This is a genomic window from Fodinibius sp. Rm-B-1B1-1 (assembly GCF_038594945.1).
GTDB lineage: Bacteria > Bacteroidota > Rhodothermia > Balneolales > Balneolaceae > Fodinibius > Fodinibius alkaliphilus.
Genome location: NZ_JBCFYD010000001.1, coordinates 576,310 through 590,548 on the forward strand (window position 1 = coordinate 576,310; position 14,239 = coordinate 590,548).

Annotated in this window: 17 protein-coding genes; 2 read left to right on the forward strand and 15 right to left on the reverse strand. The window is 41.0% G+C overall.

Annotated elements, in window-relative coordinates:
- Positions 1-59: 59 nt before the first annotated feature.
- Both AAFH98_RS02615 and AAFH98_RS02620 read right to left on the reverse strand, forming a co-directional pair.
- On the reverse strand, positions 60-1,325 hold the full coding sequence (locus tag AAFH98_RS02615; RefSeq protein WP_342521112.1) for a restriction endonuclease subunit S: 1,266 nt from the start codon (positions 1,323-1,325) through the stop codon (positions 60-62).
- Positions 1,318-2,940, reverse strand: coding sequence for a type I restriction-modification system subunit M (locus AAFH98_RS02620; protein ID WP_342521113.1), 1,623 nt, complete (start codon positions 2,938-2,940; stop codon positions 1,318-1,320). The genes AAFH98_RS02615 and AAFH98_RS02620 overlap by 8 nt, the downstream gene beginning before the upstream one ends.
- Positions 2,941-3,146: 206 nt before the next feature.
- On the opposite strand from AAFH98_RS02620, the gene AAFH98_RS02625 reads away from it, so the two are divergent.
- Positions 3,147-3,920: a phospholipase D family protein gene (locus tag AAFH98_RS02625; RefSeq protein ID WP_342521114.1), complete on the forward strand. Its 774-nt coding sequence runs from the start codon at positions 3,147-3,149 to the stop codon at positions 3,918-3,920.
- A 327-nt stretch (positions 3,921-4,247) separates the two neighbouring features.
- Here the strand turns inward: AAFH98_RS02625 and AAFH98_RS02630 are convergent, their stop codons facing one another.
- The 13 genes from AAFH98_RS02630 to AAFH98_RS02690 all read right to left on the reverse strand — a co-directional run bounded on the left by AAFH98_RS02630 (position 4,248) and on the right by AAFH98_RS02690 (position 13,323).
- Positions 4,248-4,502 (reverse strand): hypothetical protein, encoded by a 255-nt coding sequence (locus AAFH98_RS02630; RefSeq protein ID WP_342521115.1) that lies wholly within the window; start codon positions 4,500-4,502, stop codon positions 4,248-4,250.
- Positions 4,503-6,021: 1,519 nt separating this feature from the next.
- Entirely contained in the window at positions 6,022-6,429 is a 408-nt protein-coding gene (locus AAFH98_RS02635) for a hypothetical protein (RefSeq protein WP_342521116.1), read from the reverse strand.
- Between the two features lies 1 nt (position 6,430).
- On the reverse strand, positions 6,431-6,769 hold the full coding sequence (locus AAFH98_RS02640; RefSeq protein ID WP_342521117.1) for a hypothetical protein: 339 nt from the start codon (positions 6,767-6,769) through the stop codon (positions 6,431-6,433).
- Positions 6,770-6,876: 107 nt separating this feature from the next.
- Complete coding sequence (locus tag AAFH98_RS02645) at positions 6,877-7,086, reverse strand: DUF3565 domain-containing protein (RefSeq protein ID WP_342521118.1); 210 nt, start codon at positions 7,084-7,086, stop codon at positions 6,877-6,879.
- Complete coding sequence (locus AAFH98_RS02650; protein WP_342521119.1) at positions 7,083-7,265, reverse strand: acetyltransferase; 183 nt, start codon at positions 7,263-7,265, stop codon at positions 7,083-7,085. The genes AAFH98_RS02645 and AAFH98_RS02650 overlap by 4 nt, the downstream gene beginning before the upstream one ends.
- A gap of 20 nt (positions 7,266-7,285) precedes the next feature.
- A complete protein-coding gene (locus AAFH98_RS02655; protein WP_342521120.1) occupies positions 7,286-7,669 on the reverse strand; it encodes a group III truncated hemoglobin in 384 nt (127 codons plus the stop codon).
- 156 nt (positions 7,670-7,825) lie between these two features.
- Positions 7,826-8,653 carry a c-type cytochrome gene (locus tag AAFH98_RS02660; RefSeq protein WP_342521121.1) on the reverse strand — a complete coding sequence of 276 codons (828 nt, stop codon included), beginning with the start codon at positions 8,651-8,653 and terminating at the stop codon, positions 7,826-7,828.
- A gap of 11 nt (positions 8,654-8,664) precedes the next feature.
- Positions 8,665-8,889, reverse strand: a complete 225-nt coding sequence (locus AAFH98_RS02665) for a hypothetical protein (RefSeq protein WP_342521122.1) — start codon at positions 8,887-8,889, stop codon at positions 8,665-8,667.
- Positions 8,890-8,892: 3 nt separating this feature from the next.
- Positions 8,893-9,909: a cbb3-type cytochrome c oxidase subunit II gene (locus AAFH98_RS02670; RefSeq protein WP_342521123.1), complete on the reverse strand. Its 1,017-nt coding sequence runs from the start codon at positions 9,907-9,909 to the stop codon at positions 8,893-8,895.
- A 14-nt stretch (positions 9,910-9,923) separates the two neighbouring features.
- Positions 9,924-11,354, reverse strand: coding sequence for a cbb3-type cytochrome c oxidase subunit I (locus tag AAFH98_RS02675; RefSeq protein WP_342521124.1), 1,431 nt, complete (start codon positions 11,352-11,354; stop codon positions 9,924-9,926).
- Between the two features lie 72 nt (positions 11,355-11,426).
- Positions 11,427-12,548 carry a hypothetical protein gene (locus AAFH98_RS02680; protein ID WP_342521125.1) on the reverse strand — a complete coding sequence of 374 codons (1,122 nt, stop codon included), beginning with the start codon at positions 12,546-12,548 and terminating at the stop codon, positions 11,427-11,429.
- A gap of 21 nt (positions 12,549-12,569) precedes the next feature.
- Positions 12,570-12,896, reverse strand: coding sequence for a metal-sulfur cluster assembly factor (locus AAFH98_RS02685; RefSeq protein WP_342521126.1), 327 nt, complete (start codon positions 12,894-12,896; stop codon positions 12,570-12,572).
- A gap of 70 nt (positions 12,897-12,966) precedes the next feature.
- Entirely contained in the window at positions 12,967-13,323 is a 357-nt protein-coding gene (locus tag AAFH98_RS02690) for a ferredoxin family protein (RefSeq protein WP_342521127.1), read from the reverse strand.
- 161 nt (positions 13,324-13,484) lie between these two features.
- On the opposite strand from AAFH98_RS02690, the gene AAFH98_RS02695 reads away from it, so the two are divergent.
- The gene (locus AAFH98_RS02695; RefSeq protein WP_342521128.1) at positions 13,485-14,234 is read left to right on the forward strand and encodes a hypothetical protein; all 750 of its coding nucleotides are present in this window, start codon (positions 13,485-13,487) and stop codon (positions 14,232-14,234) included.
- The last annotated feature ends 5 nt before the right edge of the window (positions 14,235-14,239 follow it).

Here is a 14,239-nt window from a genome sequence, read left to right on the forward strand (position 1 = left end):
GTTTGAACCAACAATACATTTATAAAACGGACTCAGGAATTTTCCTTTTCCACAAAAGACTAATCAACATTCCCCTCATTCCCAAGTTGATGTAATTTCTCCACATCAATCTTCCCCGAAATAAGCTTCGGTAATAATAAATCTCTTGTCTCTTTCAATCTCTTGTTTTGAAAACTCAGTGTCCTAATTTGTTGCAAAGAGCTACCAACTAATAAGTTTAATTTCTGCAATAGTTCTTCAGGAGGATAAGCAATTAGATACTTTTCGAGGACATCCCATTTTGCTCTTGGCATTTTTGTACCTGAAGAAGAATTAGTGGCTACTTCTACAAACTTATCAGATGAAGAAGCAAGCAATGCTAATACAAAATCCTCTTTCTCTTTTGGTCGCCAAACAAATATATCTGAAGAACAAACCCCATTTACTTGTGCAAATCCTACTTTATGAAAATAAGGTCGAATTTTCCCAAAAAGAATATCATCTTCTTTAAACCTTAACTTTGTACTGCCAATATCATCTGTATTTTCCCATTCGGATAAATTGATTGACTCCTTGGGCATGTCCCCCAATCCTAAAACAGACACTTCTTCTTCGACATCTTCATTTTTTACTCGGTCTCTATCATACTCAACTAAATCTCCAAACTTCTTCACCTCCCACCCCTCAGGAATATCACCCAGCTCCGTACCCGAATCCACCAGATCATCATTTTCGTGGCCGGGATAGCGGAAGTGCACGAACCACTCGCGATAGATCCGCCGCGCCATCTCCTCCAGGATTTCGATGCGTCTGCTGTTGTTTTCGATTAGGTTGTCAAAGGCGGAGAGAGTAGATGCAATTTTTGTTTGAGTATCTAATGATGGCAGTTCTATTTCTACATCTCTCAATAATGTTATGGTAAAAGCTGACTGTGATGATCCAATTGTACTTCTTTTTAATTGGGCCTCACCTTGTGGTGATAAGAACCAGTAATAGAGATACTTGCTATTTAGCCCATCAAAATTTTTAAACCATATAAGGTTACCATCTTTAAAATAAAACCTTTCACCATTGTCAATAACATAAGGTACTCCCAATGTTCCAACTGAGGTTAAGAGTAAGTCGCCAGGTTTAGGAACATCATAATTTTCTTTAATCTCTTTATATCTCTCTTCGGATATAAATATCTCTGTGGATACTTCTAAATTACCTTTTTGCTTTTCAATTATTTCTTTTCCCCGATAAAAGGGAACTCCTTCATCTTTATATTCTGAAGCATATATTCTTTTGCTTGAAGTAACATCACAGAGCTCATCCAATTTTTTAGTCTTTATACTTTTAATCATTGGTATTGAGCACTTTTTGAATATTTGAAGATATTTTCTGTTCTAAATCTTTGGACTCAGCATTTAGCAACTCCAACTCCTCGTACAGTTCTCCAAGACGCACCTGAAAATCCACATCATCCTCTTCCCGCTCGGCTACGCCCACGTACCGGCCCGGGTTTAGGCTCCAACCCTGCTCCTCAATTTCTTCAACCGTAGCCACCTTGCAGAGTCCGGGAATGTCTTGGTATTCGCCATTTAAAAACAGCTCGTCCATATCATCCGGCTGGGTAACAGATGAGCCGTTGGCTTCGTAATCGGTATCCGGCTCAGCAGCTACTTCAAAGTGTACTTCCTCTTCGTTGCGGTATCGGCGGACGATACTGGATATAAATTCAATCTGGTCGGGCGTAAAGTCGCGCTGGGCGCGGTCAATCTGCCGATAGATGTTTCGGGCGTCAATAAAAAGCACTTCGTTTTCGCGGTCGGTGCCTTGCTTGCCCTTGTCAAAGAACCAGAGCGTACACGGCAGGGTTACCGTATAAAAGAAATTGGAGCCGACAGAGATAATCACATCCACCACGCCCTCTTTTATGAGCTGCTTGCGGATCTCCTGCTCACTGTGGCGGGCATCGGCGGCGGAGTTCGCCATCACAAAACCGGCCCGTCCGCCCTGTCCTGAACTTGTTTCAGGATCTTTAAGGGCACTGTAAAACTCCTGCATCCACAGAAAGTTGGCGTTATCGGTACTGGGAATGCCAAAGGGATAGCGCTCATCGCCTTCGATCGTTTCTTTGTCCACCCCGCTTACATTAAAGGGCGGATTGGCCATCACGTAGTCAAAGCGTCCGACGCAATTGTGCAAATTTTCGTAGTAGGTGTTGCCGGCCTTAATATCCCCTTCCAATCCATGCACCGCCAGGTTCATCTTGCAAAGGCGAACGGTGGCTTCCTTGTTCTCCTGACCATATATCGAAAGATTCTGCTTGGCCTGATCGCGGTGGCGCTGCCGAAACTTCTCCGACTGCACAAACATACCGCCCGAACCACAGGCCGGATCTAAAATCTTGCCGCCATAGGGCTCCAGCACTTCTACAATCAGCTTTACAATAGAGGTGGGCGTAAAAAACTCACCGCCCTTCTGCCCCTCGTTCATGGCAAACTGCCCGAGGAAATACTCATAAATCTGTCCGAAGACATCTCCCTCTACGTCGGTACCTATATTGGAAAAGTTCTTGAGTAGGTCTTTGAGCATGGAATCGTCAAACCGCTTGTACTCCTTCGGTAGCACACCGGCCAGTTCACGATTTTCCTTCTCAATGGCTTCCATCGCCTCGTTCACTTTTTTACCAATATCTTCGCTTTCGGGGAGCTGTAACAGGTAATCGTATCGCGCTTTCTCTGGCAGGTACATCACGCCTTCAGCCTTGTAGTGCTCGGGACCAATGGTTACACGACCACTGCTTTCTTTTTCCTTCTTTTCGTGCAGGGGCTTAAAACGGTGCCAGGCATAGCGCAGGAAAATGAGTCCCAGTACGGGCGTAGAGTATTCAAAGGAACTGAGCGTGGAGTTGGCCCGAAGGTTATTGGCAACTTCCCACAGGCGGTTTTCAAGCTTATTGAGGTTGGTGGACATGTGATCCCGAAGTTCTCTTGGTTGGTTTTTCTGTGGATGATTAAAGAAGTGTTAAATACGAAAAACAGGTGGGATAAAGCAAACGAGATGACTATCAACAAAAGTTTTTCACAACAGACACTTTACATCCGATTTAATACTCAAGATTTCTTGAATAAGCCCGATAAAAACTTCTTAACTAATCGAAAAGCAAGACAATCTACCTAATGTCATCTTCTATGTTTCACAATGGGGTAAACTGTGACGTTTATATCGGCACGGGAGCCGGTTCTATGATCGACAGGCATATAAAGAATGCTAATAAATCTATTAAGATCGTTTCGCCCTACCTTAATCCCCACTTAGTGGAAAAACTGATACATTTAAAACGTAAGGGTAGAGAGATTTCCCTTATCACAAATACAGAAATTGAAGATTTTTACGGCTCAGTTTCCAAAAGGAATATTTATGAGCTTATCCATCAGGTTAAAACGACCGACAAGGATGCCGTTAAGCGGCAGGAGAAATATAAGAACACTTCGCAGATATTATTATATGTCACCGGTGGGCTTATTCTACTACTTTTAGGGCTTTATTATTTTACTGCTAAGGCTGAAGTAGCAGTTGGCCTGGTACCCATCTTAATATTACTATTGGTATATAATATGTATAGGAGCAAGGCTAAGAATACGAAAATATACAACTATCATTATGAAAAGCTCTTCCCGTTTAAAGTCTGTCTGCCCGATAGTTATGCAAACAACAGTTTTACCATCCACAGTAAAATATTCATCATCGACAACAGGACCGCTTTTTTAGGGTCACTAAACTTCACAAAAAGTGGATTTGAAGATAATCATGAAACGCGTGTCAAAATTGAAGACCCGACAGTAGTTCGCAAAATAAATGATGAGTTTAATGCCCTGTTTAACAATCCAAATATCAAAGAAGCAGACATCCAAAAAATAGGAAGCAGACTTTATCCTGAGCCTATCAATTAATTACTCTGTATTATCATGACTGCCAGAGATCTTTCATTTCAGATCTGTCAAGGGATTGTTTAGCATATAATTTCTTTTTCCTACTCTTTTTTGGAGACTTTCCTTTTACCCAGTAGATAAATGCTCCCAAAAGTAGCAACGTTAAAGCAATCCTATGTAGAGGGTTCAGCGTATATACTGATCCAATGGTAGCCAATATCCCGGGAACAACAAATATTATTAAGAGGAAATGTGCGATGAGATAATATTTGAAAAGTGTAAACAGAAATGGGATAAGACGAAATATTAACGTAATAAGACCAATAACTGATAATAGTCTGCGAAACATTAGGGCCGATGTTTATTTCCGAAATAAATGAAAAGCGAAATACCCACAAAATAAATTCCAGTGACACCATAAGTTAACCACATACGAATATTAGCATCTATTTCTTCAGATAAATTAGCTTCTAACTTACCAACATTAAATTCTTGGGGAGACAGCTGTATACCTGAAGTAATAATATTTCCAATTACCAATATTACTATAAAAGTATATACAATGTTTTTTATCGTAATATTAAAACTCTTAAAAAAATCCATTTAATAACTGGTTTATCCACCTTGTATTTATTCCGGTCTTGGTTTTAAGGTTATATTTGTGATTGTCAGCCTCTATAAAAATGAACTTATCTTATTCGATAACAGGTAAACCCAATCTACATCTGGCCACACACAAATTGATAAATACATCCGAGATAGGTATCGACGGTAACAGCAAAAACTTTAGGGTAGGCTTACCTGTTTCCTTGATATTGAACGTGGTGGACTAATCTGCCACTACACAGAATTCTGAGTATGCCCAAAAACGACCTAATAAAGAGAGGATATACCAGTCAAATAACTTAACCGCCTTAGAAACGAAATTTGAAAGCCGGTTTTTTCAAGTTTAAATAAATACCTATAAAAGGCCCGGAACTATGGAAAATTGTAAGAAGTTTTCTATGGAGTATTTTAATGGGAAAGGCTCCTTTGCAAAATCAATAAGATGGACCAAATCAACAAAGACAAAGAGACCCTAAAGGACGAACTATTACGAATGGCTGTAAAGGGAGAAAAATAGGTTGGCTGAGCTACTTTTCTAAAAATAAAAACCGGCCCGGCAACAAAATAGGCCACCGAACCGGCCCTAATTAAATGTCCTAACCATGAGTATAGCTAGAACAACGAGTGAATGTATACATAGGATTTATAATTATCCAATAAAAAAAATGAATTACCGTTATATATCCATCCAAAAGACGAAGTTCATAGTACTGAAACATCCATTGAGAACCCCACTATTTCTCTAACTTACCCTTGTCATCTATTTTTTGAGCAATATTTATCGACATTCTAAGAATGTCTTTTTTATTCAATTCTTTTGTATTTATTTCATTAATAACACGTTTTACCTTTTTAGGTTTACTAAAATGCTTTAATCGATGATATAAATTCAATTCTTCCAATTCTTCAAAACTTATATCACATTCTGTACAAAGGAAGTGGGGAAATGTAATATAACCCCTTTCATCATGTGTATAAGCTTTCTTACTTTTTTCCCTGCATACTGGCCTCCATTTACGTTGGTATGGCCAAATCTTAATATATACTCTAAGGCTTTAACATCTTCATAATAAGTAGCTTCTATCATTTTCTTTGTACCAGTGTCAATCGTTTCTATGATTTCAATGGGTTTGTGTTTTTTACACCATTCAGAAGCATCCCCACCACCTTTTTACTTATAGCCTTAATACATAAACATACCAGTTATTATCACTTACTCTTTTCAATAACTTTACCTTGTAGGCGAAACCTCTGCTAAGTCTTTGAATAAAAACAACTCACAGCTGTTCAAAGGCTTTTTTATTTTTGATCTATATTATCGCCTCTTCTCAGTATGGAACACAGTATATTTTAGACATGACCACAAGATTTAGAGATAATTCCCAAATTCTTGGAACAAGCATCTAATATTAACTAAATAAATTCCACTAACATGATGCTATCACAGATTTCTTTAGCTTATAGCAGACAATAAAGGGAGAAGGAATTAAACATCATTTATTTTCAGGTATCATACTTAGCTATTGTATGTAACAACCCGCTGCCAATGTAGTCCAACAAATAATACCACCGCAGCTACTTCGAAAGTTCTACCAATGATTCCCAATGGTACACTTGAAACCGTAAGTCGATCGATAATTACTACCGCTATCCCCACATTTAATAACAACACCATCAATTGGGCCAATCGAGTGTTACCACGAGATGAACCTTCCAAATAACGAGGTAAAATCCAGTAGGCCGTACCCATTGTAAACTGTACAATCCAGCCCATAACCAACAGCTCTATATGAACAGGTAGGAGCGACCAAATAGCCGGATGCAAAGCATAGGCTTTATGCACCAGCATAAAAGCTCCAATAATTATCCCAACTAAAAGACACACGTACGAGGATCGTATTAACCAGCGGCTTGATATGGGCATACTATTGTTTATTTCGCTTTTTCTTGCGTTTGCGACGACGCTGCTCCTTAGACATGATACGTGGCCACATTTCAATGCAATAGGTTATCCCACCCGATACTTGTAACATAGCAGAACAAAGCACCAACATATTCCAAATAGCTAAATCAGAGTATGGTAACATTGGCTCGGCCACAAGACGAAGCGTCAGTCCTACATTAAGAAAAATGTAAGTGAGCCAACCCCATAATTGCGCTTTGAATCCCTCCTTTTTGGTTCGACCCGGAAACATCCACATAGACACCCCAAAAATGATTTGCGTTATCCATCCAACCATCAACGTGTGCCAGAACAGAGGCATTAAAACTGGTGAACTTATAGAGTTAACTTCTACCAAAACTCCCAGTAAAAGCGATATCAGAAAGAATATTAGCCCTGTTTTAATAAATGTACGGGTAATTCTCGGCATTAGGCTTCATTATCTTTAGGTTCGCTGCGATCACATTTCTTGCAATCCAATTGCATTCCCTTACGGGATTCTCTTCCAGACTCTGTTGTAACCCAGGGACGAAGTTGCCAAGGTGGATTATGACGCACATGCTGATTATGTCCGCATTCCAGCTCAGCCACCCAATCGTCCTCTACATCTTTGTGAAAACCAATAATAGATTGTTTCATTTCGTGCTATTATCAGCTTGTTCACGGAGGATATTCTCAAGGTCTATCGACTGCATGGCACCAATTGCTGCCTCAATGGCCCCATCCATACAAAGTCCACTTAAAGCAGCATCTTGAAACCCTTCCTTAGCTGCACGTATACATGCCTTTCGCACTTCTTCAGCTTCTTCTTTCTTCATACCACCTTTGGTTTCATCATTCATTCCTGTTCCCGTTGTATTAAACCACCCTTTTCCATTCGGAACTCAAACGAAGAAGCTATATTACGGGCTAATTCTTTTGCAAGTGTAGCCTTTTCTCCACTGAAATTCTTATCTACTGTTTTCTCGAAAAGCCCATACCATCGATCAAAATCTCCCTTTTTAATAGGCAGAGGTATATGTTGTCGAAAAGGACGTCCCGTATACCTTCCTGTCTGGAACAGCAAGTTCGACCAAAAATCAATCATTTTCGGTAGATGTTTGTCCCAATCAACCTGGGCATAATCGTCAAAGATATATCCCAGCCTTTCATCATTCTGTACCTTTTCATAAAAACTATGAACAAGTATAGCTACATCCTGCTCATTTTCTATATCACACATATATGAAACTTGACTAATAAAAATTCAGATATACCACATCTTCAATTTGATAACTCGTTCATAAAATTAAAAGACCTATATTTCATAAACGAGCTGGGAATCTCTAATAGGAATATCACGTATTGTAATTAAGTGTGTTTTTAGATTAAATATCTTTTAGTCGCCTTCAGCCCGCACTTTCTGAACCTCCTCGGCTGTAACCGTTGGTGCATCATTACCCCAGCTGGTACGCTCGTGATTAATGATGGCTGCCACCTCTTCATCCGAAAGTTGCTTTGCAAAAGGAGGCATCGCTGCCGAATACTCTACCCCCTCTATAGCTTTTCCCTGCATACCAAATAGGATGATTTCGATGTGTCGGGTAGGATCTTCGTCTGTGACTACAGGATCACCCGCCAAAGGAGGAAACGCTCCGGCTACTCCTTCTCCATTACCCTGATGACAACTCGAGCAACTGGTACGGTAAAGGGTTGCCCCAATATTCGCCCGGGACCTTGAAGGAGCCTCACCAGCAGGCTGTGCATATTCTCCCTCTCCCGTAAATAAGCTATATGTTGGAGAACTGGCAAATTCATCCGGGGCATTCCATTGCTGGGCGATATAGAAAGCACTCCAAGCTACGACTACCAAAAGCAGGACCCATGCCCAGGTTGGGACCGGAGCAGGCGTTTCAGCGCGTGACGGTTCCCAAAAAGGTTCTTTAGCCCCACCATACGCATTCAATAGTATGGGGACTTTCCCTTCCAGCATATCATTGTCTTGCAAGCCTTCTACATCGATGCCCGGGCCGTTCCTTACCTCAAACGGGATAGTACGGACCCCCTTGTGACCACTGGCATCGGTAGCCACCACTTTTAATGTATGAGGCCCATCCTCCAGCTGCGTTGTATCCAACTCAAAACGAACAGGCGGCCGGTATGATACAATAGGCTCATCTCCGTCATCCAAATAAACATGTATCAAATTGCTGTTATCTTCAGACATTGTACTCAATATTAAGATTCGTCATTTAAAATCTTGCGCTTTATATGATCCTCGGATTGCTCTCCGGGCCATATAAACCATTTAACGGTATAGTAGACTACCCCAATAACTATTAGAGATGAAACAATTAGTACCAAGTAGTAAAGAGGTCCATCGGGCGGGGCATATTCACGTCCCTCACTCGAGGTCGAAAACTCATTCACTTGTTGAATCAGCATTAAAAGTATTGTAAACATACACTACTCCTCCTCGGCGGTAATTTCATTGAGTTCATCATTATTTCTAACTTCTGCTACATCTTCTGCAGTAATCGTTGGCGCATCATTACCCCAGTTGGTTCTTTCATGATTTATTACAGCAGCAACTTCTTCATCCGATAATGTCTGTTCAAAAGGCTGCATGATTCCATTGTAAGCCTCCCCCTTAATGGACACGCCCTGCATACCATAGAGCACAGCACGAATATGATCAGTAGGATCTTCATCGATAACTACCGGATCATCGACTAAAGAAGGAAAAGCTCCCTGAACGCCCTGACCATTATTTTGATGACATGAGGCACAATTATTGGCGTATATAGAAGCTCCATCAATCGTTTTTTGTTGGTTTTCTGATATCTTCTCACTCGTGTCCTCTTCAGAATCTGAGGTCGCTGGAGCATTCATAGCGACTTGCTCAAGCGATTGCAGGTAAGCAATTAAAGCTTTAGCCTCTTCGGTAGCTACAATTTGGCCTTCATCTGAGCCATAGTCATCCGGCATTGATACTACAGTTTCATCAGATCCAGGATCATTCTTAACCTCAAAAAGCCACGGGTAAGAGGGCATAATTGACTCTTCAACCACAGCTCTCGGATTATACAAGTGCATATAATGCCATACAGCACTGGGCTGCCGCTTACCAATATTGGTTAGATCCGGACCGGTACGCTCACTTCCCAAAACAGCAGGCGTTTGCCTCCATACACTCGGACGATTGACCCTCGCATAATCCCCTGGAGCTGATGGACGCCCCCAGTTTTTATCCATTTCAATAGGACGTACCTGCTGGGTATGGCAATAAGCACACCCTTCATTAATAAAGACTTTCATCCCCTTCCGTTCCAGTTCGGTCATCGGTTCACTGGCAGGCAATGGCTCGTTCTCTTGCTGTACCCAAAGAGCCGGAAAGACGGCAATAATTAGACTGAGGAACACAAAGCCCCAAAACACTACGCCAAATAGCAACTTGTGATTTTTATGAAAATTAAGCTTCATGACAGTTAAATACTTTAGGAGTTTGTAGATTCAACAACTTCATTTTTATTTCCGGGTCTCATTTTCCAGACGTTGTAAGCAAATACCAGGTGTGAAATAAACATCATAGTACCTCCGACAGCTCTCCAAACCCAATACGGCGTCATCAAAGTAACCGACTCCATAAATGATTCTCCGGCGATCCAGCTGAGCCCCTGCAGAGTTCCACCAATCATCAAAGGAATACTGTATACCAGCACCCCAATAAGCGCCAGCCAAAAATGAGCACCAACGGCAAACTGGGGCGGTTCATTGCCGGTCATTCTTGGAATCAGCCCATAAATTCCACCCCATACCAGAAATGATATAAATCCATACATGCTCATATGTGAGTGAGCAATGGTAAAATTCGTAAAGTGCCATACTTTATTAAGGGATCGGAAGGCCTCAAGCGTACCTTGGTAAGACACGATTGCATAAAAGATGACCCCTGCTAAAATAAAGGGTAAGGAATAACTACGAGCTATAGAACGCCATTTACCCCGCATCGTAAGCAAAAAGTTACCGGTACCGGCCGTCACTGGCACGATCATTCCTACACTAAAAACAATGGCTACCGTTTGAATCCACCAGGGAATGGGACTAAACACAAAGTGATGTGACCCAATCATGGTGTAGAATACCATCTGCGTCCAAAAGGCCAGTACACCCAGCGAATATGAGTAGATAGGCCTATTTAATAATTTGGGCAAAAAGTAATATGTAAGACCTAACACCATGGGGGTAAACCACTGTCCCACGCCTTGGTGCATGTAATATCCCTGAATAACTGTCTGGCTGATTCCGTCCTGCTGATAACCGGGCAAATAGGCAATCAACACCAAAATAATTGTCCACAGGCAGGCTGCCAGAATGTACCAGTTGGATATATAAATCTCTTTTACATTCCGATCTGCAATGGTTTTATACAAATTATAAGCAACCAATATGAGCCCAAAGGCAAACAGAGCAAATATCGGCCAGATAAATTCGCGATATTCCTGCGCACCGTTATTAATACAGGCCATCAAAGCAATCACACCAGTAATAATAGATAGATTCATGAGACCTAAGCTAAACCATCCCAACCGGTAGCTAAACAACTCACGCTGACTGGTACGGGGAACCACATAGAGTGCTAATGCAATCATGGCTTGGGAAAGGAATCCCCAAAATACCACATTCGTATGTACCGGACGAAGTCGACCAAATGAAAGCCAGGAGATGGAATCCAGTTCCGGCCAGACAAATTTGAATCCGAGGTATTCACCAACGAGAGTGCCAAATACCAGCCAAAAAGCTGAACAGGCGATAAACGTAAATATCAACTTAACTGATTTGGGAGAGGTATCTATCCGCTCCTCAACTTTTGCCTTTTCGACCGTTAGTGGCCGTTCCACAGAACGTACAGCAGAAGGTTTATTCATCTTTGATTTATATTTTTAACGTCAGTTTTCATGTTAACTTCGTTATCCATTGCTTTGCAAAAGCATCATTAGTCATGCGGGTGATTTTTCAACTTTTGGGGGTTCAGGCTTTTTCTTAAGTGACCTTGACATTAGCTGGTATAACACACCAACCAGAAAGAGAATTATTGCCAAGACATTACCGTGACTTCCCACTTTTCTTACCATTGGAAGCAACAATAAATCACCCAAAATTCGTATAGCTAAAAAGCCATGCAGTAACAACAGGGGGAGATAAAAATAGCGGTGCCAAGGTATTATTTTGCCAGATAATGATGGGATGATGACCGATGCGTGGGCAAAGATCATACTAAACACAAACCCTACAAAAATCATATGAAGCAACCCATCGTAAAGCGGTCCTGCAGTTGGAAAGCCATACCAGAGCCCAAACAATCCCGCTAAAATAAGCCATCCATAACCCGTAAGCAGACAAACAGCACTGTATCGTGTCCACTCTACTGATTTTATGGTCCGACGGGCTACATCATATTGAACAAGCCAGCCAGCAATGATAATCAATAATAATGAGGCTGTACTCCAACCTATTACTCGATCAAAATGAGTGATTCCTAATGCAATAATCCATCCTAAGATAAGTCCCACAAAAATTTGTTGGGCTTGCTTAGGTGGACGCATAATGCGATTCAGCTCCAATCTTTCTCCAAAGATCGTAAGCACCGGAAAAGCGGCCCACCAACCAACAAGCATATAAATCGGATAGTTAAACACATAGAACAAGTTTCCCACTAATAAGGAACCTGCTCCCAACGCCATAATGAGATGATACATTTTAGGCTGCAGGTAGTATAGAAAAGCCATAACTACAGTGAGTCCTACTGAACCCAAAATAAGGCTCCACTCTCCCAGCACTTGCAAACCAGTTAACAAAAACCCAGTTGAAGCAGCCATAAAAACGGGTCCAACAAATGCCCACTTTTTGTCAAGAGCTGCCGCCCTTTCTAACCCAATAAGCGTACCTAAAAAACCATTAATCATCAGAGGCCCATGAGCTAAAGGAGAAATAGCATGATTAGTTTCTGGCAAGAATCCCAACCGTACCAACCCCGAATATAATCCTGTAAGCAACCCTACTGCAGCTACAAAAAGTAGACTGACCAAAATATATGTGGGTACTTTTATATTACTATTCATTCTTGCCTATTATGCCTTTATTTATGCACGTTGTTGAGGCGGTGGATACGCAAAAAACTCTACGTCTTTCTTAATCATGTCGACATTCCACTCCGGTTCCCAAACTAACCGTGCTTCATACTCGTCTATCTCCTCAATAGCTGCGAGCTTTTCTTCAACTTGCTGTTGCAAAAACCGACGCATGGGACAGCCCGGAGTCGTAGCCGTAAATTCTACAACTACTCTGCCATCGTCACACAGAATGTTGTAGACCAAACCAAGATCTACGATATTTACTCCCAGTTCGGGATCAATCACTTCTCGAAGATTCCGGGCTATCTTGCGCCGATCTATGGAAGATTTACTCATCACACAATCTTCTTTACCTATTTGCAGATGATTATTAGCATGCTAAAATCCTGTCACTGTTTACATACAATTACTTTGCAATTTTCAAATCGTCCCAGCTTTCAATAAGGAAATCCAGTTTGTCATCGCGACCGCTCCATTTATGAACTTCAGGTAGCGGATCTTTTGCCTGATTGATCACATGGTCGGCCCATTCTTCGGCAAGACGCTCATTTAGTTCAATATAATCCACCCATTCTATGGGCACTTCATCATCAGGAAAAATGGCCTCCTCGGGACATTCCGCGACGTAAGCATCACAATCAATGCACTCGAGAGGATCAATCACCAAAAAGTTGGGTCCCTCCCGAAAGGCATCCACCGGACAAACAGCCGCACAGTTAGTGTGCTTACACTGAATACACGGATCGGTTACTACGTATGCCATCGTTACTACCGCTTATGATTTTTTCTTTGTTTCAGCCCAAAGGTATGAGTAGGCAAAACTAATTTCAACCTTAAAAACGGTTTTTACCAATTTAATTGATTTAATACAAATAGATACCTATTTTCTAACTGCTTGAGTTGATAACACAAAGGCAAATAATTATGAGTAACGGTCAGTCACTTAAAGGTCTAACCCCTGAAGCTACCATTGGACAAATAATTACCTCAGAGAATAATGCTGGATCACTACTCTCTTCCATTGGCTTAAATCCCAAAAATCATGAATCAGAAACCTTGCGCTCGGTATGCCAGCAAAAAAAATGGAGTGAGGCGGAAGTCCTAAAGTGGCTAAAAAAGAACCAGCAAAATAATAGCTTACAAAATGGAAATGATGAGGAAAGACTACCTAATTTTGGTAGCAATCTAAATAAGTGGTGTAGTTACCTCGAAAAGTATTACCTGACAAAAAATAGAAAGTTACTCGACGATATTAACCGTGATTTTCCCCAAGTCCGAAAAATACATGGCAATCAATACGAGTGGCTCAAGAACATGCATTGGCATCTTCAAAAACTGGAAGAAAAACTAAATTATTACTTCAATTTTCAACGCCATAAACTCTTTCCCCTTCTCCGAAAGCTAAAAGATTCTAAAAGAAATACTTTGCATGGTATTATTAATAAGGTTGAAAATGGTATTCTTATCCTTGAAGAGGATCACCATGAAATTTTAGAGTTAACAAATGTAATTACAAAGAAAGGGCAAGGATTTAAAAATCCGGAAGAGGCATGCTCTACACTTCGTATTCTAAATTACAATGTTAAAACGTTATTTTCTTCATTGCGGAAACAAATAAAAACCGAACAGGATATCCTTATCCCATTAACCAAACAAAAATTAGAATCGGGATAAGCTAA

What these genes read in the sequence shown, in the direction of transcription:
- AAFH98_RS02615 (WP_342521112.1), bottom strand. Translation starts at nt 1,325, where the DNA reads ATGATTAAAAGTATAAAGACTAAAAAATTGGATGAGCTCTGTGATGTT.
- AAFH98_RS02620 (WP_342521113.1), bottom strand. Translation starts at nt 2,940, where the DNA reads ATGTCCACCAACCTCAATAAGCTTGAAAACCGCCTGTGGGAAGTTGCC.
- AAFH98_RS02625 (WP_342521114.1), top strand. Translation starts at nt 3,147, where the DNA reads ATGTCATCTTCTATGTTTCACAATGGGGTAAACTGTGACGTTTATATC.
- AAFH98_RS02630 (WP_342521115.1), bottom strand. Translation starts at nt 4,502, where the DNA reads ATGGATTTTTTTAAGAGTTTTAATATTACGATAAAAAACATTGTATAT.
- AAFH98_RS02635 (WP_342521116.1), bottom strand. Translation starts at nt 6,429, where the DNA reads ATGCCCATATCAAGCCGCTGGTTAATACGATCCTCGTACGTGTGTCTT.
- AAFH98_RS02640 (WP_342521117.1), bottom strand. Translation starts at nt 6,769, where the DNA reads ATGCCTCTGTTCTGGCACACGTTGATGGTTGGATGGATAACGCAAATC.
- AAFH98_RS02645 (WP_342521118.1), bottom strand. Translation starts at nt 7,086, where the DNA reads ATGAAACAATCTATTATTGGTTTTCACAAAGATGTAGAGGACGATTGG.
- AAFH98_RS02650 (WP_342521119.1), bottom strand. Translation starts at nt 7,265, where the DNA reads ATGAAGAAAGAAGAAGCTGAAGAAGTGCGAAAGGCATGTATACGTGCA.
- AAFH98_RS02655 (WP_342521120.1), bottom strand. Translation starts at nt 7,669, where the DNA reads ATGTGTGATATAGAAAATGAGCAGGATGTAGCTATACTTGTTCATAGT.
- AAFH98_RS02660 (WP_342521121.1), bottom strand. Translation starts at nt 8,653, where the DNA reads ATGTCTGAAGATAACAGCAATTTGATACATGTTTATTTGGATGACGGA.
- AAFH98_RS02665 (WP_342521122.1), bottom strand. Translation starts at nt 8,889, where the DNA reads ATGTTTACAATACTTTTAATGCTGATTCAACAAGTGAATGAGTTTTCG.
- AAFH98_RS02670 (WP_342521123.1), bottom strand. Translation starts at nt 9,909, where the DNA reads ATGAAGCTTAATTTTCATAAAAATCACAAGTTGCTATTTGGCGTAGTG.
- AAFH98_RS02675 (WP_342521124.1), bottom strand. Translation starts at nt 11,354, where the DNA reads ATGAATAAACCTTCTGCTGTACGTTCTGTGGAACGGCCACTAACGGTC.
- AAFH98_RS02680 (WP_342521125.1), bottom strand. Translation starts at nt 12,548, where the DNA reads ATGAATAGTAATATAAAAGTACCCACATATATTTTGGTCAGTCTACTT.
- AAFH98_RS02685 (WP_342521126.1), bottom strand. Translation starts at nt 12,896, where the DNA reads ATGAGTAAATCTTCCATAGATCGGCGCAAGATAGCCCGGAATCTTCGA.
- AAFH98_RS02690 (WP_342521127.1), bottom strand. Translation starts at nt 13,323, where the DNA reads ATGGCATACGTAGTAACCGATCCGTGTATTCAGTGTAAGCACACTAAC.
- AAFH98_RS02695 (WP_342521128.1), top strand. Translation starts at nt 13,485, where the DNA reads ATGAGTAACGGTCAGTCACTTAAAGGTCTAACCCCTGAAGCTACCATT.